Below are 24,027 nucleotides of genomic sequence, written 5' to 3'. Positions count from 1 at the left end.
ACAGGGGCGGCGTTATGCCGCCCATTTGCGGGCGACTTCGAGCAGTTCGATGCGGGCTCTGGCGAGCGCCGCATCCCGTGCTTCGGCTGCCGCGAATTGCGTCGGCTGCGCGTTGACGAACGAAGGGTCTCGAACGCCGATGAAACCGAAGGCAGCGTTGAGCGATGGCGTCAGCGCATCCATATGCGCCAGAGGCATTCCGGCGCGCATGTCCGTGCCTCGGGTGGTGATGAACAGGGCTTTTTGCCGGTTCAGTTGGCCGACGTACTGGCCTGATTCGTCGACCACATAAGTCAGTTCAGCACGAACGATATTGTCGATGAACGCCTTGAACACCGAGGGGTAGGAGAAATTGTGCATCGGCATGGCGAACAGCAGCGCGTCGGCGTCCAGCACGTGGCGGCACAAGGCCGTGGACGGCGCCAGGGTCCGCTCCATCGCCGCGGTGCGCTGCGCCGAAGGCGTGTAGGTGGCGATGGTGAATGACTCGTCGATATGCGCCGGCGGCTGCTGGGTCAGGTCCAGATAGTCGATTTCGAGCTCGACATTCTGTTCGCGCAGGCAAGCAATAAAGTGGCGGGCAAGCGCTCGCGAATTGGATCGTTGGCCTTTGGGGCTGGCATCGATGTGCAACAACTTCATGCAGACGTTCCTCGGATGACGGACGGGGTACGCCTGACTATGCAAACGGTAAGCCATCTCCCCTGTGGGAGCGGGCTTGCTCGCGAAGGCGTCCTCACAGACGCCCCGGATTTAGAGGATGTCCCCATTCAAAATGTAGGAGCTGCCGAAGGCTGCGATCTTTTGATCTTGCTTTTAAAAACAAAATCAAAAGATCGCAGCCTTCGGCAGCTCCTACATGGGTGTGGTGCGTGTGATCAGCTCGCCTGTTCCAACGCCGAAAACAGGCTCACGAACTCCTGCGACAACTTATGCCGTGGCGCCAGATGAATCATCGGCACCGACGCCTCATGGGACTCACGCATCTTGACCGTGCTGCTCAAGTAATCCGGCAGCACCGGCAACCCTTCGGCCACCAGCTCATCGATCAGCGTCTTGTGCAAATTGGCCCGAGCCTCGAACTGGTTGACCACCACCCCTTCCACGATCAACGACTCGTTGTGGTCAGCCCGCAACTCGCTGACGTGCGCAATCACGTTGTACAGGGCTTGGCGGGAGAAGCTGTCGCAATCGAAGGGAATCAGCACCCGGTCAGCGGCGATCAGCGCGCTGTAGGTATAGAAGTTCAGCGACGGCGGCGTATCGATATAAATGCGCTCGTAGTCCTCGGAAAGCTCCACCAGCAGACGCCGCAGCTTGTTGATCTTGAACTTGGACTCAAGCTTGGCCTGCAGATCCGTCAACTCGCGGCTGGCCGTGACCAGATGCAGATTGTTGTAGCGCGTATCGGTGATGGCCACGCGATGCTTCTTGCTGGCCGGGCCGCTGGACAGGGTCTGCTTGAAGAAATCGGCGATCCCCACGGGAATGTCATCGCCGGTAAGCCCTGTCAGATAGTGGGTCGAGTTGGCTTGGGGATCGAGATCCACCAGCAACGTCCTGTAGCCCTCCGCAGCACTGACTGCCGCGAGATTGCAGGCGATGCTCGATTTGCCAACGCCTCCTTTTTGATTGAATACCGCTCGACGCATGGGACCGACAACCTTAATTAAGAATCCTTGTTAACAACTGCACTCGATCATAAGAATGAAATATTTCAGAAATGTTTCCAAATGACATTTTTATTTCACTTTCGAGTCAGTCATTGAGCCTGGACCATGGTTTCGACCCTGAAGTGACTTGCAAGTCGTGCGATTGAGCTAACGTCTAGATGGTCGCCTTGCCAGGTTAAGGACCACAGCACCATGAGCCATTCCGATTCTTCGCCGCCAGTTACGGAACCGGGTCGCATCGCACACAGGGGTGCTGGCGGCAACACCGGTCTGAGCCGTTGGCTGCCGGGGCTCAAAACGCTGCGCGAGTACAAGATCGCCTGGCTGCGCCACGACTTCATGGCCGGTCTGGTACTGACCACGATGCTGGTGCCGGTCGGCATCGCCTACGCCGTGGCATCCGGTGTTCCGGGCATTTATGGCCTGTACGCCACCATCATTCCCCTCATTGCCTACGCCCTGTTCGGGCCCAGCCGGATCCTCGTGTTGGGGCCGGATTCCTCGCTGGCCGCGGTGATTCTCGCCGTCATTCTGCCGCTGTCGGGCGGTGATCCCATGCGCGCCGTCGCCCTGGCCAGCATGATGGCGATCGTCTCGGGGGTGGTGTGCATTCTGGCGGGCATCGCGCGGCTGGGCTTCATTACCGAGTTGCTGTCCAAGCCGATCCGCTACGGCTACATGAACGGGATTGCGCTGACGGTGCTGATCAGCCAGTTGCCCAAGCTTTTCGGCTTTTCCATCGATGCCGACGGTCCGCTGCGAAATGTCATGGCCATCGTTACGTCGATCCTGAACGGCAAGACCAACTGGGTGACCTTTGCGGTGGGCGCGGCGACATTGGTGGTGATCCTGCTGCTCAAGGGCCACAAGCGTATCCCCGGGATACTGATTGCCGTGGCGGGTGCGACGATTGTGGTGGGCATGCTGGACCTCGGGGCGCGCGCCGGGGTGTCGATCCTCGGGCAACTGCCGCAAGGTTTGCCGGCGTTCGCGATTCCGTGGATCACTCGCGAGGACATTGTTCCGGTGATCATCGGCGGCTGCGCCGTCGCCTTGGTCTCGTTCGCCGACACCAGCGTGCTGTCCCGGGTCTATGCGGCACGCACGCGCACCTATGTCGACCCGAACCAGGAAATGGCCGGCCTGGGGTTTGCCAATCTGGCGGCCGGGTTCTTCCAGGGTTTCCCCATCAGCAGCAGTTCTTCGCGAACCCCGGTGGCTGAGGCCGCTGGGGCGAAAACCCAGCTGACAGGGGTGGTCGGCGCGGTGGCGGTCGCGGTGCTGCTGATGGTCGCGCCGAACCTGCTGGAGCACCTACCCAATAGCGCGCTGGCCGCGGTGGTGATCGCCTCGGCCATCGGCCTGATCGAAATCACCGACCTGCGCCGCATCTATCGCATGCAGCGTTGGGAATTCTGGTTGTCGATCGTCTGCACCATTGGCGTGGCGGTGTTCGGGGCCATCGAGGGTATCGGCATCGCCATCGTGATCGCCGTCATCGAATTCCTCTGGGATGGCTGGCGCCCCTACTCCGCCGTGCTCGGCCAGGCTCCGGGCGTGAAGGGTTTCCACGACATCCAGCGCTACCCGGACGCCACCTTGATCCCCGGCCTGGTGCTGTTTCGCTGGGACGCTTCGCTGTTTTTCGCCAACGCGGAACTGTTCCACGATCGCGTGCTGGACGCCATCGCCGCATCGCCAACGCCGGTGCGCTGGCTGGTGATTGCGGCAGAACCGATCACCAGCGTGGACGTGACCTCTGCCGACATGCTGTCCGAGCTGGACGACACCTTGAAGGCGGCGGGGATCGAGTTGTGCCTGGCCGAGATGAAGGACCCGGTAAAGGACAAACTCAAGCGGTTCGGGCTGTTCGAGAAGCTGGGTGAAGAGGCGTTTTTTCCGACGGTGGATGATGCGGTCGGTAACTACCTCTCGGCTAATTGATCGTCCCTCTGTAGGAGCGAGGCTTGCCCGCGAAGAGGCCGGCACATTCAACATCGATGTTGATTGGCCTGACGCCTTCGCGGGCAAGCCTCGCTCCTACAGTGATTTTATGCGACCTGGCGCCGCTCAGCCCCCCGCATCACAACCCACACCCCGTCACTCACCAACGCCAGCACAACCGCCACCCCACCAATGCAAAACAGCAGCACATGATTGCCATGGCTACCGGCAAACAACCACGAATACGCATACCCGGCCAATGCCTGAAACAGCGCAAAGACAACCGTGGCACGACTCCACGCAGCGCCTTGGGCCACCGGATCACGGGTCAGTTGCTGCACGCGCCCGAGGGTGACCGGCACGATGCCCGGTGGAAAGCTGCCGATCACGAACACCGCCGGCACCAGCCACAGTGTCTGGCTCGACAGCGCAAGCACAGCAATGGCGAACAACTGGCTGGTCAGCGCCACCCGATTGCTGGCAGTCGGGCCGATTCGGTCAGCCAATGCACCGTAGACAACTGGCCCCGCGATCGCCCCCAGGCCATACACCACCCAGAGCATGGCGGCCGAGTGAGTGCCCCACCCCAGCCCCCTCGCCACATAATCGACCAGGAACAACATCGTCGGCACCAGCACCACAGCCATCAGCGCGTATTGCACATAAATCAGCCCCAATCCCGGCGAAACAGCCGTGGTTCCAGCCACCGGCGCCGCGACTGGCGCAACGGCGCGCGGCCAGCCGGTCCAGCTGATCGCGGTCAGCACCAAGGCAACCACACCCAACCCGATCCAGGTTTCACGCAACCCCACTTCCAGCAACAGCGGAACCACGGTGCCCGAAGCGGAAATCCCCAATCCGAGGCCAAGAAAAATCGCCCCGCTGGCCAAGCCCTTGCGCGCCCCTGGCAGATACGGCAACACCGTCACGGCCGCCAGCACCATGATCACGCCGCCAGCCAGACCGGACACGAAGCGCCAAGTGAAAAACCACAGGATCGACAAAGGCAAAGAGCAAGCGAAGAACGCCAACGCCACCAGCAGCATCATCCATTGCAGGCTGCGTCGGGCCGTGAACATCCGTGCCAGCGGCCGGCCACAGAAGGCGCCGGCAAGGTAGCCGAGCAGATTCGCCGCTCCCAGATAAATCACTTCATTGGCGGCGAACCAGTGGGCTTCGATCAGCGCCGGAACCAGCGGCGTATAGGCAAAACGAGCCAGGCCAATGCCGACCAGGCTGGCGCAAAGCCCGGCCAGCACGGCATGTAAGGGGTGAGGTTGTGTACTGCGCATGGGGGACTCCTGAGGTGCCTCGATGGGGAGGCGCAAAGTGTGCGGATCATCTTTGACAGGCCTGTCATGCTTGGCAGTGTTGACATGTTTGACAGGCATGTCAAGATCGCCTTCATCCCCTTCACGCAGGACGATCGACATGGCAGGCGTACGTCAATTCAACGAAGAGCAGACCCTGGATCTGGCCATGGAGCTGTTCTGGCGCCAGGGTTTCGGGGCGACCTCGATGCCGCAACTGGCGGAGGCGACGGGCGTGTTGCGCGGTTCGCTGTACAACGCCTACGGCGACAAACAGGCGCTGTTTCTCGAAGTGTTCGGCCGCTACAAGGCGCGATTTCTGGACGCCGCACGCCAGGCACTGGACGAGCCGCAACTGGATCTGGCGCTCAAGGCATTTTTTGCGTACACCATCGCCTCCATGACCCTGGGCACCCCGCCCCGCGGTTGCCTGACCACCAAGACCGCCATCGACGAAGCTGCCAACAGCGAGCCGATCCGCGAAGCCTTGCGCGGTTTGCTCGATGGTCTGGAGGCATTGCTCGTGGAGCGTTTTTCTACCGAAGAGGCCCGAGAGAGCCTGACGCTGGACCCGGTCGCTGCAGCGCGGCTGGTGGTCAGCCAGACCCGGGGAATCGTGGTGATCGAACGGCTTTACCAGGACGCACAACGCCTGCAGGACATCGCCGATTCGCTGGTTGCGGTTCTGATGCATCCAACGGTGAAGTGAAAAACGCCGGCCAATTACCGTAGACTGCGCACCCTTTGGGCGTGAGGAAAAGATGCAGATCAGAGGCGAACGGGCCGCCACGGCGTGTGGTTTGGTGGCGATTCTTTTGTGGAGCACCGCCGCGGGACTGATCCGGAGCGTCAGCGAAATCTTCGGCCCCTTGGGCGGCGCCGCGTTGATCTACACCTTGGGCGCGATCATGTTGATCGCCTTTCTCGGTAAACCCCGCCTGCGCTCCACGCCGCGCATCTACCTGATTCTCGGCACCGCGCTTTTTGTCGCCTACGAGGTGTGTCTGTCGCTGGCCCTGGGTTTCGCCAGCAACCGCAATCAGGCCATTGAACTGGGCGTCGTCAATTACCTCTGGCCCTGCCTGACCGTGTTGCTGGCCATCGTCATGAACGGGCAAAAGGCGCGCTGGATCATCGTCCCGGGCACCGCCTTGGCATTGTTCGGCATCCTCTGGGTGGTCAGCGGCGACGGGCTGTCACTGCCCGGCATCGTCGCCAACGTGCAGTCCAATCCGCTGAGCTACAGCCTTGCTCTGGCGTGCGGGATTACCTTTGCGCTGTATTGCAATGTCACTCGCAAATACGCCGGCGGACAGAATCTGGTGGCGCTGTTTTTCGTCATCACCGCCTGTGTGCTCTGGTTCAAGCAAGGGTTGAGTGGTGAAGTGCTTCCTGCGTTTACCCTGGTTGGCTGCCTGCAACTGATCGCCGCCGGTGTTGCCATGGCCGGCGGTTACGCGCTTTGGAATATCGGGATTTTGCGCGGCAATCTGACGTTGCTAGCGACTGCTTCGTATTCTGCGCCGGTGCTTTCGTCAGCCTTTGCGGCGGTGTGGTTGGGGGCGTCCTTGGCGGCGCAGTTTTGGCAAGGCGCGGTGATGGTGACGGTCGGATCCCTCATCTGCTGGCAAGCAACCCGCGAACGCGCCGGTTCGGCCTGAGCACCTTGTGGGAGTCAACTTGTGGGAGCGAGCCTGCTCGCGATGGTGGTCAACGATGACGCGGGGTGCCTGATAGAACGCGTCGCCAGGAGATTTATCGCGAGCAGGCTCGCTCCCACAGTTAGCCAGTCTCCACATCTCCCCCTGTAGGAGCGAGCTTGCTCGCGATGGCCGAAAGAACGCCGCGGGGCATCAGGCAGCCAGCGTCATCGTTGACGACCATCGCGAGCAAGCTCGCTCCTACAAAGGGATCAGCGGCTCATGTATTCGTTGTAAAACGCCAACGTCGCCACATTCTTGTCCTTGGCCTCAAACATCACATCGAACCGATCCATGAATTGCAGCACATATTCATTAGTCCACCGATTCCACATCTGATCGCTATGAGCGTACAGCTCACGCTTGGCCACCACGCGGGTCACTTCTTCCATCACCAGCTTCTGCTGCGAACTGAACCCCGACTCCTGCAACCGCTCCTGCGGCTGTGAGTAGTGCATGGTCGGGCGCACGCCGCGCCAGCTGTCGATGATGCGCGATACACGGTCGCAATGCGGCGCTATGTAATCCTCTTCGTTGATCCAGCAATGGTGCACATCCAGCACCACCGGTGCCAGGTCGGCCAGCGCCAGGCAGTCATCCACGCCGTAGACCTTCTCTTCGTTCTCGAAGGTGATGCAGTTACGCGCCTCCTGGGACAACCGCCCCCAAATACTGCGAATCCCCTCGGCCCCCAGTCGCCCGGCAATGTGGATGTTGCATTTGAAATCCTGGAACCGTACGCCGTAACCCATCATCCGGATCATGTCGGCGTGGTATTCGAATTCGGCGAGGCTGTTTTCCACCACCTCGGGCCGGTCCGAGCCCAGCACGCAATATTGTCCCGGGTGCATCGACAGACGAACATCGGCATCCCTCGCACGAGAGCCGATAGCGGCAAACCCCTCGATCAACTTCGGCACGATGGCCGGATCCTGATAGAACGCCTTGATTTTCGGATGGCTATAGAACGGCAACAGATCACTGCTCAAGCGCAACATGCGCAAGGCCGCGGGCAGTTGCGCGACGTAATCCAGCAAGCGCAATTGAGCCTGAAGATTGTGCTCCACCACCTCGGTAAGCCGAGCCTCGGCCACCTGCGCCGACACGCTGTCCATCCAGCGCAACGTGGTGGTGCGCGGATTGAGCGCGGACTCGATCACTTTCAACTCGGCCAACGCCAGGCTGCGCTGGGGATGGCGGTATTGGCAGGCAAAACCGATGCGGGAAATAGACATGCTGCTCCATTTATTTTTAAACGTGACGACCATTATCCACCGAACGCGCATACCGTTCGGTCGCCGCGATCACCAATCCTCGTCTTTCATCCCGATCAATGACCCCCTGTCTCCAATAATCCTCCGCCAACCGAAGCAACTCTTCATATTGCTCCGGAGCGGTCCCGCGCATTTCTGGCTTGCCCAACAATGAATGCCAGACTTCAAGCGCCAGCACCTTGCGATCCTCGTTCATGACAGCGTCCCCCGCTGCGGTTATATAACGGTGGAACCGCGTGCAGGGCACTACGTTCATCAAGTGCGACGTATGGCGAAATTCGCGACCCCTGTAGCAGCTGGCGAAGACTGCGTCCGGCTGCGAAGCAGTTGCAAAACCTGAGTGCAATATCTGCCTGATACAACGCGTTGGCTGAATTCACGACTGCTGCGCAGCCGGACGCAGGCTTCGCCAGCTGCTACATGTCATGTGGCGCTTTCGAGACCGCATTTTTTGAACTCCCCAATCCCCCCCTACGTCTAGCAAACAGGTGGGCGTCGTCAGGCCGCTCATGTTTTTACGTCTGGAGTCCCGCCATGATCCCCACATCCGCTCACCTCAACTACCTGCACGACACCCTGTTCGGTCCCATCGCCTAAAGCCTCGACTGCGAGCTGGTCATCACCCCCATCACGCCGGGCGCGTTCCAGGTTCGGGTGCTGCCGCCCGAGGCTCCAGCCGGCGCATCCCACAAAAATCCGTGGCCGGCTCAACACAGCACTCTGCTCGCTTCTCGCAATCGTCATGCCCCCAGATTCGTCACCTGAATGAATACCGCCCAGGCACCCAGAACGACCCAGAAAACCGCAAAGATCCAGGGCGTGCGCACCGAAAACAACAAAGCCTTCTTGTAGCCCTTGTGGGTGGATTCACGGGCGCTGAACAACGGCGATTCGTCATAGGCCAGCCCCATCATCGGCTCGCTGCGCAACAGTTGGCTCTGTTTGAAATACCAGTGATCGATGATGTCGTACGAAGCCCGAATGCCAGGCCAGGCATTGAGGGAACTGAGTACTCCCAAGAGCGCGAGGAACGGCGGGACCACCAGCGTGAACGACTTGCCCCATTCAGGATTGAGGTTGGCCATGCACGAGGCGAAAGCGATGACCAGGAATGATTGGGCGGCCAGATAAGCGTCGGTGCGATTGGCGAGGATGCTGGTTTCGTAGTGAATTTCCTTGCGGTAGAAGTCCAGACGCTCCTTGGGCGTGCCGAACATCCGGGCGTTTTGTTCTTCGGTTTCTGCGGTGGGTGATGTGAGTATTCTTGGCAAAACGGGGCCTCCTGATTTGAGCTTTAGGTGGGCCGCAAATCGAGGCGTTCAAAGTTCTGGATGACTGGCACGGTAGCGTGGAGGCAACCGCTGTTGTGGCCGATCGTTCCCACGCAGAGCGTGGGAACGATCAGAGTCGGGGGCAGGCGGCGTTATTGGCATTGCTTTTCAATAATTTGAATTTTCCCGAGCCCCACGACTCTTTCCCATAGAACTTAAGGAGAGACTCATGGCCCGCGCAGATATGTTCATCATCGAATACCAGCTTCATGGAAAGCCAAAGTCTTTCATCATTCGCGCGCCTGTCATGAACAATGTCCAGGCATGGCATTGGGCAAGTTGTGATGCCGGTGTTGCACCGATCCCCAAGCCGGGGCGGCCGCCGTTGAAGGTGGTTTCGCGGCCGCAGGCGGAGAAGTACGGGATCACGGATGTGAAGTGGCGGGAGACGGCGACGTTGGAGTGGACGCAGACGACTTGATGTCTTGCTGAAAGAGTATGCCTGCGAGAACGGGCTCATCTGTGGCGAGGGGGCTTGCCCCCGTTGGGCTGCGAAGCGGCCCCAAAAGATGGGACTGCTACGCAGTCCAACGGGGGCAAGCCCCCTCGCCACAGGCCCCCCTCACCACAAAGTGCTCGACACCTTTTCAATCTCACTTGCCTTGCATCACGAAGTTTCGAGCCCGCCGGACAGATCAGCCGGTGAGGTCGAGGCAGGCCGCTGCCGCGCATCCGCCGTCGCATCGACCGACGAATTTTCAGTAGTCCGCGTAACCGTATCCCGCACCGCCTCATACCCCTCCTGCGCCTGCTTTTTCACCTTATCAACCACACCCGCACTCGCCCGCCCCATGTAACGCTGCTCGGTCGCGGTAGTCGGCAACGCTGCCCCCATCAAAGCCCCCAGGGCAATGCCCGCAGCCGCCACCACCAACGGCTGCTCCTTGAGCAACTGATTGAACTGCTGCCCCAACACCTGGCCATTGCGCGTCAACCGGTCGCCGGCGTTGTGCATCGCATCACTCACGTTATGCCCGGCAGCGCTGAGGCTTTCGCCCATGTGCGCCTTGCCCTTCACCGACTCATACCCTTCCTTCAGCGAATCAGCGGTGTGATGCACGCTCTCACGGGCACTGTCCAAGCCATCGGCCAGATTATCGGCCCACTCGCCAAACCGGTCCTGATCGGGCCCGGTGCGGTAAACGGGCTGCGCAACCGGAGGCTTGTTCTGACTCATCATCAGCCACAGCAACCCCACCGAAGTCAGCACCGCAGGCACCGGGTTGTTGCGCACACTGGTGCCGAGATTGGTGAGGAAAGTCGAGCCATTGTTCTGCATCATGCCCCACGCCTGATCGATCATTTGCCCAGGGGTGAACTTGCTCTCCAGTCGGTCGACGATGTTGCCGATGCTCTCGCGCTGCGCATCGATTTCGCGCTCGATCTGCTCGGGGCTTTTTTGTGATTCGTAGTCCAATTCGCTTTTCATGTGACCTTCCTCCGCAGCGCTTCCTGGTCTTTATTCAAGGCATCCAGCGTCCGATCGGGTTTGAAATGAGAGGGTTCGAACTGCTTTTTGCCCGACTGCAACATGACGAAGCCGATGATCATCACCACCACCCCGACGATCAGGGCAGCCAGCCAGGGCGCCATGAACAGCGCTAGCCCATAGACGGCTGACATCAGCAGGATGATGAAGCCCGCCAGCAGCACGATCGCGCCACCGGCGACCGAGGCGATCCCGGCTTTCAAGGTGCCAAGACTGGCCTGGAATTCCGCGCGGGCCAGGGCCAGTTCCTTGATGAATAACGCCGGCACTTCCCGGGTCAGCTGGCGCAACAAGCCCGTCACGGAAGCATCGTCTGTCTGAACGTAGGGTCTTTCTCCACGCAGGTCTGGATCGTCTCTGTTCATCACAGTTCTCCCCGAGTGTTTGGCAGCGAGTCAGGCGAAGCCGAAGCCCGGTGCGTCGCGAAGTCCGAAGGATGGTCCTGCGCACTGGGCGCGGCTGGGGTAATGCCGGTGTCCAGTCCGGCGTGTGGCGTCGATTGCGGCGTCACCGACGTTTCATAAGGTCTGTGGGCGCCGAAGCCGCCGGATGGAGGCACCGAAGTGCCTGCCGCCGGATCCTCGTGAGCACCCATGGTCGCGGCGGTAGAACTGCTTGCCTTGATGAACCGCGACAAGCCGAACCCGATTGCAATGCTGCCGGCGATGAACAAGGCAGGGTTGCTACGCGCCAGCTCGGCACCGTCATGCAACAGCTGTTCGGCGCTTTTGCCGCGCAGGTTGCCCGCCAGGCCGCTCATGGATTGCGCCATGTCGGAGAGGTAATCGGACATGCCCAGCGTGTCATGCTCTTCGAGCTCGGAAACGAACGACTTCGCTCCTTTGGCCAATGCATCGATCTGGTCGGCTGCCGTGTCACGGTATTGACCGAACTGCGCATCGGCCTGTTGCCTGGCGCTGCCGAGCGTATCGGTCAAATCTTCCTTCAAATGCTCAAAACGCTGCTCGCGGTCGTCGCCTCCCGGATTGCCCGTCGAAGTCCCCGCTCTGTTGTCTGGAGTGTCCATGTCGTCCCTCGCTGTGCGATGTATCGCCGTCGGGCTGCGCGGCACCATTGCTCTGAGCCCCTCATAGCAGAGGACGGAGCGAAGCTTGCGGGAGTTCAAAGAGGTTGATGAACGAAAGTCATGTCCGATTTGTCGATACAGACAAGAGGACCCTGCGCCTGTCCAAAGATGTACTACGCTGACTCCACGAATGACTACGCTTGATTAATGTTGTTGTAGAACAAAGGCATAAGGAGGCAAGCCGTGCGCCTGTCAGATTTCATAACGGCGAACATCGAGCCGATATTGCAGGAGTGGGAGAACTTTGCCCGTACCGTGAACACCCCCTACCCCACGATGGACAACAAGGGTCTGAGAAACCACGCCCTGCAGATACTGAGTACCATCGCCCTGGATCTGGACACGCCCCAGACGGATCAGCAGCAATTGGCTAAATCCCAGGGCAATGCCCCTGTCAATCCGCACGAAACCGCAGCGCAAACCCACGCGATCCTGCGGTTGATCGACGGCTACTCGCTGGATCAGGTGGTGTCGGAATACCGCGCGCTGCGTTCAAGCGTGCTCAGGCTCTGGCTGGCAAAAGCCTTCGTCGGGGAGCCGCATCAATTGCAGGACATGATGCGCTTCAACGAAGCGATCGATCAGGCGCTTGGGGAATCGATCACGGCCTATGGCAACGCGGTGGAAACCACGCGCAAAAGGGTGCTGGCGGTTCTGGGCCACGATCTGCGCTCGCCATTGGGCGCGATCATGATGTCGGCGGATTTGCTGCAACGCCCCAAAAAACCGGATCCCGAGCGCCAAGCGAATCTGACGACACAGATAGGGGTGAGCGTGCGGCGGGCCAACCAGATCGTTGACGACCTGATTGACCTGGCACGCTTCAATCTCGGCTCCGAGTTACCCCTGACTCGACAGAACACAGACCTCACACCGGTTTGCCAGATTGCCATCGATGAAGTCCGTGCCGGTTATCCGCAGCGGCAAATTCACTTCAATGCCCAGGCCGCTGTTAAAGGCCAGTTCGACCCATTGCGCATGGGTCAAGTGTTCACCAACCTGATCAGCAATGCAGTGCAGCATGGCGACCGGCAACAGCCCGTTGAAGCGTCGCTGGAAGTGGATGGCGGAAATGTATGCTTCACGGTGAAAAGCTACGGCGAACCCATTGGAGACCGTGAAATGCCCTTTCTTTTCGATCCGCAGGCGCGGTATTCAACCTATTCGCAGGACGATCAAAAGAAGTCTGCCGGGCTGGGTCTTGGTCTGTTCATTACGGCAGAAATCGTGAACGGACACGGCGGTAGCATCGAGGTGAAGTCGACGCTCGAGGAAGGGACGACTTTTCGTGTGACCTTGCCGGTCACATAAACCCGCTGTGGACGCAGGATCAAGCCCCGCCGGGGCGGGACTTGATTCGATCAGACAGCATCAGGAATTACGATTGCCGCCACCGCTGTGCTGCCCACCTTTTTTGCCGGCCTCGGAGGCCTTTTCCCGATCCTGAGAAAAGTTGCCGCCTGAGTTGCCGCGCCCGCCCTGCCCGCTGCCTTGGCCGCCAGTACGCTTGTCATCACCGGATTGACGGTTGTTACCGCCCGACGCCTGCCCGCCTTTCTTGCCGGCTTCCGACGCTTTTTGCGGATCGTTGGCGAAATTGCCGGAGTTATCTTCTTTGTTAGCCATTTCAATTCACCTCATCGTTGTCATTGCGAACTCGTGGAGTTCGTATAACTCCGAGAGAGAGAACCTTTGAAAGTTTGAACAAATTAGCGGGCTAGCGACGAGCGGACCGGGCTTATTGGTTCCAATTGATTTGGCCGATGCGACCACCGGTGAAACACCGCTCCAGACGCGTTGCGCTTGATCTTTGGCCGATGCGGTCAATGCTTGAATAAAGGAATCGAAGTTGTCGTAAGAGGAAGAATTCATGTCCGAGCACATCATTCATTTCCATTGTCAGATCGATCAGAACACCACCGAGCGGTTCAGGGATTGTTGCCTGGATGCCATTGAGCAAGGCGCGACGTCCCTGTTGCTGAACCTGTCCACCAGCGGCGGCAGCACCAGTTTCGGCTTTACGCTGTACAGCTTTCTCAAATCGCTGCCCGTGCCGTTGTGCGCGGTGAACGCGGGCAATATCGAGTCGATGGGCATCATCATGTTTCTGGCGGCGGGCCGGCGCATCACCTCGCCGCATTCGCGGTTTCTGATTCACCCGATGAATTGGTATTTCAATCAGAAAACCGTGGATCACCAGCGGTTGCGCGAGTATCTGTCGACGCTGGATAACGACTTGGCGCGGTACGTGGACATCTACAACGTCGAGACGGCCAATGCGGTGCAGAAGCTCGATATCTTTCACTGCCTTTCTGCTGAAGAAAAGGTCATTGCGGCGCATGAGTCGCTGTCGTACGGGCTGGCGCAGGAAGTGCGGCAGATGACCTTTCCTGCCGATATCAAGCACTGGAAAGTCTCGGGTATCGATTGACGGGTTTTTGGCTTTCTGTAGGAGCGAGCCTGCTCGCGATGGTCATCAACGATGACACTGGCTGCCTGACACCCCGCGGTGTCTGGACCACCATCGCGAGCAAGCTCGCTCCTACAGAAAGCGGGTGTTTTGGGTTGTCTATCGCCGCACAGGGAAATCTCTGAAGGCATCTTCGTCACACGCTGTAGGGCATTTCTGTTTTTCCTACACCCTAGTTTTGCCCCGCCTGACTGGGGCAGAATCCCACGCCCCGGGGGTTTGACACCCGGGGTGTAGGACGCGCTGTAGGTCCTGGGAAATTTTCTGGGCAAAGTCCTCGGAGATTTCCTTCGAAACGCGGCGATTTGCATGAACTGGTGGGCGTTGGATGGGCGGGATAGTCTTTTTCCCGTCGCCGTGAAAGCGGTGGCTGGGTGTAGGAACCCGGGTATCTGTGCATCAGTTCTGTTGCTTGATTGCGGCGGCTGTGTGCGGGACCACGTTTCGACGTGGCTGAGTTAGATGCCCTCAGTTCCTACTCCCGTGCACGGCTGCCACCCAAGCCCGTAGGAAGGCCGGTGGTTGCTTCAAACAGGTATCTAAAAGAGTTTTCCACCATGACAAAACTGCATCCCGATCCACCCTACGAAAAACCACTGCCCCCGCCCGTCAACCGCTGGATGGCCATGACCGGAAATTGCTCCGACATGCCCACCTTCTTCATCGACACCCACGTCCCGCTCGACATCCTGATGGAGGCGGCCAACTACCGAATCCGAGCCGTCACCCAGGTCCTGGAAAACCTCGCCATGCGCGGCTCCATCGAGTGCGACTCCTTCATCCTCAGCGACTTCGCCCTGCTCTGCGCCATCCCGCTGCGCGACGGCTGCGACGTCCTGGACATCATCGGCCGCCGCCTGCGCGCACGGCCTTCGCCGTAACCAACCTGCAAATCACCTGTGGGAGCGGGCTTGTCCGCGAAGGCGTCGGTTCAGGCGACATCGATGCTGAATGTGCCGGCCTCTTCGCGAGCAGGCTCGCTCCCACAGGTTCCTAGGCCGAGCGTCCCAAGAATTACATCAGCGATGCGCATGCTCGATCCTCGCCAGCCAGGCGGGCGATGCTCCGTGATAATCCCCGCCGGCGACCGCCTCCAGATAGGCCCGATCGGCTTCCATCCGCAGGTCTCGCCATTCGCTCCAACTGATGATGCCTAAACGGTCCATTTCATCAGTCTGACGCACCAACTCGTCGTGCCAGGCGTCGGGGCAGTCCATGCGCAGCGGCTTGTTATCCAGCGCGCGGTGCCAGGCATCCAGAGTTCGCAGCCGCAACTCCTGTGCCGGTGTCAGCAGATTTCTGAAGGCATGCATGCTCTGGCCCTCCCGGTATTTCTAAGTGGAGAGAGAGACAGCGGGATAGGTTCACAAGATCTGACGATCAGCGCGGCTGATCCAATCCAAACTGTAGGAGCGAGGCTTGCCCGCGAAGGCGTCAAGCCAGCCAACATCAATGTTGAATGTGCCGGCCTCTTCGCGGGCAAGCCCGGCTCCCACAGGGTTCTGTGTTGATCGCAAACCTTGCGTACGACACAAATCCACTGTGGGAGCGGGCTTGCTCGCGAAGGCGCCGGGCCAGCCACCATTGATGTTGAATGTGCTCTCCCCTTCACGAGCAAGTCCGGGCTCCCACAGATCCACTTTGAAATCATCTAATGTGACCGAGCGCCTTGGCTATCTGCAATGGCTCCCGAGGGTCAGTCTTGCAGACTGCACGCCTGTATTTCGTACAGGGCTTGTGCAAGTGCCTGATTTTCTTGGGACTGGAACGAGCAGCGAATTTGGCACAGGAAATGCGACAGCTCTTGGGACACCTCAACGCCTGACCCACGGTCAGGGCAAATTCCGTGAAGCCTGAGGCAGCCAAAAATGAACGCAATCGACCTTCTGAAAGCCGACCACGAAAAAGTCAAAACCATCCTGGGCCAGTTGAGTGAATCGACTGAGAGAGCGACCAAAAAACGCGTTGAACTGCTGGAGAAGCTTGAAATGGAGATTTCCATCCATACCAAGCTAGAGGAGGAAATCCTCTACCCCGCCTTCAAACAAGCCGGGACCAAGGAAGAGGACGTCATGTACTTCGAGGCCAAGGAAGAGCACCGCACGGTGGATTCGCTGGTGCTGCCGGACCTCAAGGAAACCGACCCTGGGACGCCTGAGTTCGCCGGGCGGGTGAAGGTGGTCAAGGAGTTGTTGGAGCACCACATTGAAGAGGAAGAGACGGAGATGTTTCCCAAGGCGAAGAAGCTGCTCGGCAAGGCCAAGCTTGATGAGCTTGGGGAGCAGATGGAGATGATGAAGAGCAGCTTCAAGAAGGAATGGGCGGCTAGTCATATGGCTGCCTAATTTCCCCCCCTGTGGGAGCGAGCCTGCTCGCGATGGTCGTCAACGATAATGCGGGCTGTCTGAATGCCTGCGTTGACCGTGCGTTCATCGCGAGCAGGCTCGCTCCCACGAAGGGGGCACGGGAGATCTGCAATGAAAAATCCGGGAGCCGACACACAGGCCATTTTGCTCGAACCCAATGACTGGGTCCCCAACAACCCGCGCCTGCCGGTATTGATCACCCGCAGGTGTTCCCCGTGCAGGGCAACGACCCGGCAGCCAGCATCGAACAAGTGTTCACCGCCAACGGCTGGCCACCGCAATGGCGCGACGGGATTTACGACTATCACCATTACCACACCGAAGGCCATGAAGTACTCGGCATTGCCAGGGGTCAGGCGCGGTTGATGATTGGTGGGCCGGACGGCTACGAACTTCATGTCAGCGCAGGCGATGCGCTGTTGCTGCCGGCGGGCACCGGTCATTGCAACCTGGGCTCCAGCGACGATTTTCTGGTGGTCGGTGCCTATCCGCCGGGTCAGCGGGCGGATATCTGCCGGAAGGCGCCCGATGACGTGCAAATCCAGCGCATCGAAGATCTGCCCTTCCCCGACAGCGATCCCGTACAAGGTCCATAAAGCTCATTCAGCGCAAATCCGTCTCAAGGGCTGGCAGGCTCACCATCAACCGCCCTCTCCCTGGACGAAACCGGCAGTGGCGGAAACTGCTCGTTGAGCAGCGAAATGTGGTCCAGCGCCTGGCGAAACATGGCATCGGCCTTGCCACGTTGCTGCAGATACTCAAGGAACTTCTCACTGTCGAAGTCCGGTTGCTCGAGCATTTCTGACGCACACCGATTGAGGGCATTGGCTTCTTCAAACAATTTTTTGTTCTGCTCCATCGCGAAACGTCGGCAGGCCAGGAGCTGAGCGGCTGAATAACGGGAATGCATGTAACGATTCCTCTTATAAGCGGCTCACGGACGTGACGGAGATGGCGCAGGAGAGCCGAACCTGATGCCCCAAAATCGACGCATTTTTAGCTGTCGATGAGTTTGTGACCCCGGGGATCGAAAGAAAGATCAAAGTATTTGGATGCCGCCGGGCGGGAAATTCGCGCAGGCGCGACCACTGGTAAAACCGAATGAATTTATGGTCCAGGCCGCTTCTCTGACGTTAACCACCAGGAAAAGTCAGCGGAGCAGCCCTATGACAGCGTTAGAAAGGATCAACGAACACTCGACTGCGGCGCCCACGTGCTCCCGTGACGTCCCTTCCATCTATCACGTGGCGCTCAATTGCGACGTCGGCGCTCACACTGACATGCTCAAAGACTTCCTGAACATACAACTGGATGCCGTGCGCGAGCTGCCCTGTCCTCTTCCGGATGATATTGGGCAGTGGTCCGAGTGGATGGAAGAAAACGCACGGAAGGTGGCCGATGAATATGCCCTGTACCTGCAAGGCCGCCATGCCGGAGAGCCCCGTCGTTTCTTCGGCAACAAGGCCCATGCATTGTATTTCCTGCAGCGGGTCGCGCCGGCCAAACTGGTGGACGGCGCCTGGCTCTACAGCGCAGTCAAGCACCCGACGGATTGGCGTTATCACGGCCTGATCCGCACCTATCTGGAAGAACTGGGCGACGGCGATCCTGCGCTGAACCATGTGGTGCTGTACCGCAATCTGCTGGCCAGCCATGACTGCGTGGCCTCCCATCAACTGGATGACGAGCTTTACCTGCAGGGCGCATTGCAGCTGACCCTGGGGCATCTGGGGGATGATTTTCTGCCGGAGGTCATCGGCTACAACCTTGGCTATGAACAACTGCCGCTGCACCTGCTGATCACCGCTTTCGAGTTCAATGAGCTGGGGATCGACCCGTATTACTTCACCCTGCATGTGACCATCGACAACGCCAGCACCGGGCATGCGCGCAAGGCGGTGGAAGCGGTTACGGCGTTTCTGGCCGGGGCTGACGATCCCGAGGAGTTTCTCGCCCGATTGCGTCGAGGCTACATGCTCAACGAGCTGGGCAAGGGTTCGACGTCGGTGATCCAGTCGTTTGATCTGGAGCAGGAGCTGGTCGACATGTTTGAACGCAAGCGCGCGTTCGGCCAGCACATGCATTCCGATTACTGCCGGCTGGAAGGCAAGACGGTCAACGAATGGCTGGCCGCGCCGGGGCAGATTCGCGGGTTTCTGGCGGCGCTGGAGGAACGGGGCTGGATCAAGCGTTATGAAGACCCCGAACTGAGTCGTTTCTGGCAGCTCGTCGATGGCCCGGGGGCCGCGATGTTCGGGGTGTTCAACGGGTATGAGAAACAGCTGCTGCGGGACTGGATTGCCGGAGATTCGCAGAGTGCGAATCCGTTCAGGGCACAGTTCCGGCGTACGCAGCCGGTGCAGGCGATAGAGGTCGAACCGCCTGGCGAGAACCTGACTCTGGACGAACTGATCGACAAACTGTCGCCAGCGCTGCATCCCAGCCCCGAAGGCCTGCAAGCCACGCGCCTGTATGCCCGGCAATTCGGCCTCACGGGGGGCAATCCATGAACACACTGAACGTCGTCGCACAGGACACCGAGCATGACCTTCCGCTGCTGCAATTGGGCAGACGATTGCAGGCCGATCAATACCGCTTCATCACAGTGACGCCCTTGACCCATCAGCGGGTCAACGCACGTCCGGAAAATCATCGGGCGCGCCATCTGCGAGATATTTTTGGCTGGAGTCGGCCGTTCGAGTCCGAGCTGTTGCCTGAGTCGGAGCTAAGGACGCTGATGGAGTGCGGTCTGCTGCGAGCCTACGGCGGGATGTGGCTGAGCGAGGTGCGGTGGTCGAGCATCGATGATTTGCTGTTCGTGCATTCGAGCTTTCCCACGACCAGTCATGATTCGGTGTTCTTCGGGCCCGACACTTACCGCTTCGCCCAGGCGATACAGGAGCATCTGCGCACGTCCAGCCACAGGATCCAGAATGCCGTCGACATAGGTTGCGGCAGTGGCGCGGGGGCGATCCTGATTGCCCAGGCCCGGCGCGATGCACAGGTGCTGGCGGTGGACATCAACCCTACAGCGCTGCGATACACGGCGGTGAATGCCGCGCTGGCGGAAGTGGAGAACGTGGCCACGCAGCCGAGCGATCTGCTAAGCAATGTCTTTGGCCAATTCGATTTGATCGTCGCCAATCCGCCGTATATGCAGGACATCCAGCAGCGGGCGTATCGGCATGGTGGGGAGAATCTTGGGTCGGATCTTTCGGTGAAGATCGTTGGGCAGGCGATTGAGCGACTGGCGCCCGGCGGCACGCTGTTGCTGTACACGGGGGCGCCCTCGGTGGATGGGGTCGATATTTTCTTCAAGCATGCGTGGCCGCTGTTCGACAGGCCTGACTTGAGCTGGACCTACAGGGAAATGGACCCGGACGTGTTTGGTGAGGAGCTGGAAAGCCCGACCTATGCGATGGCTGAACGTATCGCAGCAGTCGTGCTGACCGTCACCCGAATCTCATAACAAACACGATCCCCTGTAGGAGCGAGCATGCTCGCGATGGTCGTCAACGATGACGCTGGCAACCTGACACCCCGCGGCGTTCTCGAGTCCATCGCGAGCATGCTCGCTCCTACAGGGTCCGCGTGCACAGCAGATTCAGATTAGGCTATTGTCCGGCCGCTTTTCGCAGGCATGTTCGCCCCGGCAAGTCTCCATCAGCAGATGATCCACGACATGGGACAGCGCCTCCTGATCACCCTTCCCGCGGGTCAGCACTTCCTGATAAACCTGCCGCTGTCGCTGCGCACTGCTGCCGTCGCTGATGATCCTGCGAATCTGCGCAAAAACACTCTCCACCCCCATCGCTTTCGCGGTTTTCTTCAGAACCTGCTCGGTCAAAAACAACCACTGCTCAAGCGTAAACGGCCGATCGAACCCTTCCACAAGAAACGCCGCATTCAGCCCCGAGCGCTTGGCCCGCCAGCGATTTTCCATCAGCATCCAGCGCGATTTCTGCGTGTAACTCGACCCCGGGCACGGTTGTTCGATGGCATAGGCGATCATCAGGCGAAAGAACGAAGCGATGCACAGCGCGTCATCCAGGCGCGGACAGGCATCGGTCATGCGCAGTTCCAGAGTCGGGTACTTGGCTGAAGGCCTGATCCCCCACCAGCATTCGCTCGCGGACTTGATCGAGCCCGATGACATCATGAACGCCAGGTAGGCGTTGTAGTCGAAGTGATCGGCGAAGTACTCCGGCACGCCCATGCGCGGCCACTCGTCGCAGGCTGTCTGGCGATAGCTGTCAAAGCCGCTGTCGCTGCCTTCCCAGAACGGTGACGAACTGCTCAAAGCCAGAAGCAGCGGTGTCCAGGGCAGCACTTCGTTCATCACCAGGATGCGGTCCAGTCTGTGCGGCACTTCCACATGCACGTGCAACCCCGAGAGCAGGCTGCGCCGCGCCACCCGTTGGTAGTCCTTGAACAGCTGCTGGAAATGAGACTGGTCGGTGGCGTATTGCGTACGCCAATCGCCCATGGGGTGGGAGCCGGCGCACATCAGGCCCAGGTCAAAGGGCTGGAGTGCATCGCGCAAGGCCTCGCGGGCGTCGGTGAGGTATTCGGCGGCTTGCGGCAGGCTGGTGAACACCGGTGAAGCGACTTCGATCTGCGCCTGGAACATCTCGTAAGCGAAGCTCCCGCCGACTGCCGCTTTACAGTGGCCGACAACCTCTCCGGTCAGCTTGCCGGGCATCTGTCGGGTAAACAGGTCCGTCACGAAATATTCTTCTTCCATTCCGAACTTCAGCTGTTCGTTCATTGCTCCTCCAGTGAGCCAAATAAGGATCAGGTCCTTCGGCGCAGGCGTCAGTGTGCGCACGGATGGTGAGATCGGGTTCTTCTAAATGGAGGAACGGCTCGAGCCGGACGTTCCTGTGGACCGACCGAAGGTTGGTGGGTTTTGATGGGGGTGGCGTGTCTGGTGATGGGAGGGTGTTGCTGGTGGCCTCTTCGCGGGCAAGCCCGCGAAGGCGTCAGGCCAGCCAACATCAATGTCGAATGTGCCGGCCTCTTCGCGGGCAAGCCCGGCTCCTACAGGTTGCTTTGTCGTCCACAAATCCTTGTAAACAACACAAATCCCATGTGGGAGCGGGCTTGCTCGCGAAGGCGTCAGGCCGGCCGACATCAATGTTGAATATGCCGGCCTCTTCGCGGGCAAGCCCGGCTCCTACAGGTTGCTTTGTCGTCCACAAATCCTTGTAAACAACACAAATCCCATGTGGGAGCGAGCCTGCTCGCGATGATCGTCAACGATGACGCGGGCTGCCTGGATCAGGTACCCCACCGCCCCCATCACCCCTTGAGCAAATGCCGAATCCGCACCTGCGTTCCCGGCATCAGAAAACGCCGGGCGCTTGATTCGATTTTCAGCTCGGACCGGGTGACGCGGCCGTGGTGGCGAAGGTGGTCGAGCCAGGATTCGTCGAAGAACAGCTCGATCCACAGATTCGGGTTTTCGGTGTCCTGCATCAGCTGCCAGGAGAAGGATCCATTGCGGTTCCTCATTCTGCGCACCTGCTCCATGGCCTGTTTGAACGCCTCGGCGTCGGCCGGGGCGATTTCGTATTCCACGGTGATCATCACCGGGCCACGCTCGCCGTCGACATCGGCGCTGAGCAACGGCTGCGGCCAGTGCAGTGACGGGGCCAGGTCATCGGCGACGAGCACCGGGAGTTTTACCCACCAGCCCACCGCGACGCCGGCAATCATCACCCCGCCCGCGACACTCAATGAAACGGAGATGGAAACCCAACTGGCCAACAGCCCCCACACCAACCCGCCGACCGCCATGGTGCCGAAGAACACCAGGATGTACACCGCCAGCGCCCGGGCCTTGACCCAGGCCGGGACCGATGTTTGCGCAGACACCTGAAGGCTGGACAGCACGGCAATCCACGCCGCGCCGCTGATGAGCATGACCGGGATCAGCCCATAGAAATTCGGCACCCATGCCAAGGCCAGCAGGACAGCCGCATAGGTCAGGCTCGCCAGGGCCACCAGTTGGTTCACGGCAATCTGCCGACGCAACCACGGCAGGAACATCGCCCCGGCGACCGCCCCGACACCGACGCAACCCAGCAGGATGCCGAACTGCTCGGCGCTGCCCTTGAGCTCGCCGCGCACGATCAGTGGCAACAGCGACATCCCCGCACTGGCCCCGAGGAAGAACAACAGAGTACGCACCAACACCCTTTGCAGATGGTTCGAGCTTCGGGCATAGCGCCAACCCACACGAATCGCGCCGAACAGCCGTTCCGCCGGCAGCACCGGCTGCTGCGGTGTACGACGCCACATCGCCAGCACCGTGATCACCGCAAAAAAAGACAGCGCATTGACCGCAAAAGTGGCCCACGGCCCCACCAGACTGATGATGATCCCGGCGATGGCCGGGCCCAGCGCCCGGGCGACGTTGACCCCGACGCTGCTGAGCGATATCGCCGCGGGCAGATCCGCTGCCGGCACCACCTCGGGCGTCAGCGCCGACCAGGCCGGCATGGTCAGTGCCGTGCCCACTCCCATGGCCAGGGTGAACAGCAGAAGCAGCGGCGCGCTCATCATCCCGGCAAAGGTCAAGATCGCCAGCACGAGCGCGACCACCGCCATGCCGGCCTGGGTCATCAGCAGGTATTTGCGCTTGTCGATGATATCGGCCAGCGCACCCGCCGGGAGCGCCAGCAAAAACATCGGAGCGGCGCCTGCCACCTGGACCAGAGCGACCATCAACGGGCTCGCCGACAACGAGGTCATCAACCAGCCGGCGCCCACTTCATGCATCCAGGTTCCGATGCTGGAGGCGATGCTGGCCAGCCACAGGCTGAGAAAAAGTCTCTGGCGAAGGGGTTGCCAGGCCGAAGGCGCGGCTGCGATCGCTTGATCGCGATTGATCGTATTCATTGAGCTTCCATCAAAGTTGACGCAGAAGTGGCCAGCGCTGTGACACTTTCCAGCCAAGGGCCAGCCGTCCGGGGCCGGCGATAAAAATCGTCGAGAAGATGATCAGCAGCATCCAGGCGAACTGCCCCTCGGCCAGGCTCCATTCCGGGTGAACCAGCATCACCGAGACCGCCAGCAGAAACAGAATCGGCACGGTCGCAAGACGGGTCAGCACACCCGCCATGATCAACACCGGGCACAGTACTTCGGCGAACACCGCCAGTGAAAGGGTCAAGGTAGCGCCCATGCCGAACGGGTCCTCGATCACCCCCAGTTCATGCTGGAAATGCATGAGCTTGGGCAGCCCATGGACTGACAGCAGCAACAGGCAACCGCTGATGCGCAACCAAAACAGCGCGAGATCGCTGGTATTCATCCTGCTTGCATCGTCAGTCATGGACAGACTCCTTTTGTTGCGTGCCGATCAACCGTTATTGCGCC

At 59.9% G+C, this 24,027-nt stretch carries 24 protein-coding genes and 2 pseudogenes; 11 read left to right on the top strand and 15 right to left on the bottom strand.

Annotated elements, in window-relative coordinates:
• Positions 1-12: 12 nt before the first annotated feature.
• Together K9857_RS05345 and K9857_RS05340 are read right to left on the bottom strand one after the other, a co-directional pair.
• Positions 13-642, bottom strand: coding sequence for an FMN-dependent NADH-azoreductase (locus K9857_RS05345; RefSeq protein ID WP_224533818.1), 630 nt, complete (start codon positions 640-642; stop codon positions 13-15).
• A 236-nt stretch (positions 643-878) separates the two neighbouring features.
• Complete coding sequence (locus K9857_RS05340) at positions 879-1,652, bottom strand: ParA family protein (RefSeq protein WP_224533817.1); 774 nt, start codon at positions 1,650-1,652, stop codon at positions 879-881.
• Positions 1,653-1,865: 213 nt separating this feature from the next.
• On the opposite strand from K9857_RS05340, the gene K9857_RS05335 reads away from it, so the two are divergent.
• On the top strand, positions 1,866-3,617 hold the full coding sequence (locus K9857_RS05335; RefSeq protein ID WP_224533816.1) for a SulP family inorganic anion transporter: 1,752 nt from the start codon (positions 1,866-1,868) through the stop codon (positions 3,615-3,617).
• Between the two features lie 107 nt (positions 3,618-3,724).
• Here K9857_RS05335 and K9857_RS05330 read toward each other — a convergent pair whose 3' ends face one another.
• Positions 3,725-4,909, bottom strand: a complete 1,185-nt coding sequence (locus tag K9857_RS05330) for a YbfB/YjiJ family MFS transporter (protein ID WP_224533815.1) — start codon at positions 4,907-4,909, stop codon at positions 3,725-3,727.
• A gap of 139 nt (positions 4,910-5,048) precedes the next feature.
• Between K9857_RS05330 and K9857_RS05325 the strand changes: the two genes are divergently transcribed.
• Both K9857_RS05325 and yddG read left to right on the top strand, forming a co-directional pair.
• Positions 5,049-5,636 (top strand): TetR/AcrR family transcriptional regulator, encoded by a 588-nt coding sequence (locus K9857_RS05325; RefSeq protein WP_224533814.1) that lies wholly within the window; start codon positions 5,049-5,051, stop codon positions 5,634-5,636.
• Between the two features lie 52 nt (positions 5,637-5,688).
• Complete coding sequence (yddG, locus tag K9857_RS05320) at positions 5,689-6,588, top strand: aromatic amino acid DMT transporter YddG (RefSeq protein ID WP_224533813.1); 900 nt, start codon at positions 5,689-5,691, stop codon at positions 6,586-6,588.
• Positions 6,589-6,839: 251 nt separating this feature from the next.
• Here yddG and K9857_RS05315 read toward each other — a convergent pair whose 3' ends face one another.
• From K9857_RS05315 to K9857_RS05305, 3 genes are all read right to left on the bottom strand, one after another.
• On the bottom strand, positions 6,840-7,862 hold the full coding sequence (locus tag K9857_RS05315; RefSeq protein WP_224533812.1) for a UV damage endonuclease UvsE: 1,023 nt from the start codon (positions 7,860-7,862) through the stop codon (positions 6,840-6,842).
• Between the two features lie 16 nt (positions 7,863-7,878).
• A complete protein-coding gene (locus K9857_RS05310) occupies positions 7,879-8,097 on the bottom strand; it encodes a hypothetical protein (protein ID WP_224533811.1) in 219 nt (72 codons plus the stop codon).
• A gap of 544 nt (positions 8,098-8,641) precedes the next feature.
• Entirely contained in the window at positions 8,642-9,172 is a 531-nt protein-coding gene (locus tag K9857_RS05305) for a hypothetical protein (RefSeq protein ID WP_224533810.1), read from the bottom strand.
• Between the two features lie 229 nt (positions 9,173-9,401).
• Between K9857_RS05305 and K9857_RS05300 the strand changes: the two genes are divergently transcribed.
• On the top strand, positions 9,402-9,653 hold the full coding sequence (locus tag K9857_RS05300; protein ID WP_224533809.1) for a DUF6555 family protein: 252 nt from the start codon (positions 9,402-9,404) through the stop codon (positions 9,651-9,653).
• A 186-nt stretch (positions 9,654-9,839) separates the two neighbouring features.
• Here K9857_RS05300 and K9857_RS05295 read toward each other — a convergent pair whose 3' ends face one another.
• From K9857_RS05295 to K9857_RS05285, 3 genes are read right to left on the bottom strand one after another with little or no spacing between them, the layout of a single operon-like run.
• Complete coding sequence (locus K9857_RS05295) at positions 9,840-10,661, bottom strand: DUF3618 domain-containing protein (RefSeq protein ID WP_224533808.1); 822 nt, start codon at positions 10,659-10,661, stop codon at positions 9,840-9,842.
• On the bottom strand, positions 10,658-11,086 hold the full coding sequence (locus K9857_RS05290) for a phage holin family protein (protein WP_224533807.1): 429 nt from the start codon (positions 11,084-11,086) through the stop codon (positions 10,658-10,660). The genes K9857_RS05295 and K9857_RS05290 overlap by 4 nt, the downstream gene beginning before the upstream one ends.
• Positions 11,086-11,748 carry a hypothetical protein gene (locus tag K9857_RS05285; protein ID WP_224533806.1) on the bottom strand — a complete coding sequence of 221 codons (663 nt, stop codon included), beginning with the start codon at positions 11,746-11,748 and terminating at the stop codon, positions 11,086-11,088. The genes K9857_RS05290 and K9857_RS05285 overlap by 1 nt, the downstream gene beginning before the upstream one ends.
• A gap of 243 nt (positions 11,749-11,991) precedes the next feature.
• Here K9857_RS05285 and K9857_RS05280 point away from each other — a divergent pair, with 243 nt between their 5' ends.
• Entirely contained in the window at positions 11,992-13,119 is a 1,128-nt protein-coding gene (locus K9857_RS05280; RefSeq protein WP_224533805.1) for an ATP-binding protein, read from the top strand.
• Positions 13,120-13,179: 60 nt separating this feature from the next.
• On the opposite strand, the pseudogene K9857_RS05275 reads toward K9857_RS05280, so the two are convergent.
• A pseudogene (locus K9857_RS05275) lies at positions 13,180-13,416 on the bottom strand (general stress protein); the annotation flags it as partial.
• 262 nt (positions 13,417-13,678) lie between these two features.
• Between K9857_RS05275 and K9857_RS05270 the strand changes: the two are divergent.
• Both K9857_RS05270 and K9857_RS05265 read left to right on the top strand, forming a co-directional pair.
• Positions 13,679-14,239, top strand: coding sequence for an ATP-dependent Clp protease proteolytic subunit (locus K9857_RS05270; RefSeq protein ID WP_224533803.1), 561 nt, complete (start codon positions 13,679-13,681; stop codon positions 14,237-14,239).
• 596 nt (positions 14,240-14,835) lie between these two features.
• Entirely contained in the window at positions 14,836-15,159 is a 324-nt protein-coding gene (locus K9857_RS05265) for a hypothetical protein (protein WP_224533802.1), read from the top strand.
• A 138-nt stretch (positions 15,160-15,297) separates the two neighbouring features.
• On the opposite strand, the gene K9857_RS05260 is transcribed toward K9857_RS05265, so the two are convergent.
• A complete protein-coding gene (locus K9857_RS05260) occupies positions 15,298-15,591 on the bottom strand; it encodes a hypothetical protein (RefSeq protein ID WP_224533801.1) in 294 nt (97 codons plus the stop codon).
• 555 nt (positions 15,592-16,146) lie between these two features.
• Here K9857_RS05260 and K9857_RS05255 point away from each other — a divergent pair.
• Positions 16,147-16,623, top strand: a complete 477-nt coding sequence (locus tag K9857_RS05255) for a hemerythrin domain-containing protein (RefSeq protein ID WP_224533800.1) — start codon at positions 16,147-16,149, stop codon at positions 16,621-16,623.
• A gap of 132 nt (positions 16,624-16,755) precedes the next feature.
• A pseudogene (locus tag K9857_RS05250) lies at positions 16,756-17,240 on the top strand (cupin).
• A 23-nt stretch (positions 17,241-17,263) separates the two neighbouring features.
• Here K9857_RS05250 and K9857_RS05245 read toward each other — a convergent pair.
• Complete coding sequence (locus K9857_RS05245; RefSeq protein WP_224533799.1) at positions 17,264-17,554, bottom strand: hypothetical protein; 291 nt, start codon at positions 17,552-17,554, stop codon at positions 17,264-17,266.
• A gap of 256 nt (positions 17,555-17,810) precedes the next feature.
• Between K9857_RS05245 and K9857_RS05240 the strand changes: the two genes are divergently transcribed.
• Positions 17,811-19,154 (top strand): iron-containing redox enzyme family protein, encoded by a 1,344-nt coding sequence (locus K9857_RS05240; protein WP_224533798.1) that lies wholly within the window; start codon positions 17,811-17,813, stop codon positions 19,152-19,154.
• Positions 19,155-19,159: 5 nt separating this feature from the next.
• On the top strand, positions 19,160-20,113 hold the full coding sequence (locus tag K9857_RS05235; RefSeq protein ID WP_411961545.1) for a methyltransferase: 954 nt from the start codon (positions 19,160-19,162) through the stop codon (positions 20,111-20,113).
• Positions 20,114-20,248: 135 nt separating this feature from the next.
• Here the strand turns inward: K9857_RS05235 and K9857_RS05230 are convergent, their stop codons facing one another.
• From K9857_RS05230 to K9857_RS05220, 3 genes are all read right to left on the bottom strand, one after another.
• Positions 20,249-21,412, bottom strand: a complete 1,164-nt coding sequence (locus K9857_RS05230) for a carboxylate-amine ligase (protein WP_224533796.1) — start codon at positions 21,410-21,412, stop codon at positions 20,249-20,251.
• A 533-nt stretch (positions 21,413-21,945) separates the two neighbouring features.
• Positions 21,946-23,547 carry an MFS transporter gene (locus tag K9857_RS05225; protein ID WP_224533795.1) on the bottom strand — a complete coding sequence of 534 codons (1,602 nt, stop codon included), beginning with the start codon at positions 23,545-23,547 and terminating at the stop codon, positions 21,946-21,948.
• Between the two features lie 10 nt (positions 23,548-23,557).
• Positions 23,558-23,983, bottom strand: coding sequence for a DoxX family protein (locus tag K9857_RS05220; protein ID WP_224533794.1), 426 nt, complete (start codon positions 23,981-23,983; stop codon positions 23,558-23,560).
• Between the last annotated feature and the right edge of the window lie 44 nt (positions 23,984-24,027).

The organism is Pseudomonas sp. REP124 (assembly GCF_020164475.1).
GTDB lineage: Bacteria > Pseudomonadota > Gammaproteobacteria > Pseudomonadales > Pseudomonadaceae > Aquipseudomonas.
Note: the sequence above shows the minus strand (reverse complement) of the source record. Positions and strands in the feature narration are given on the sequence as shown.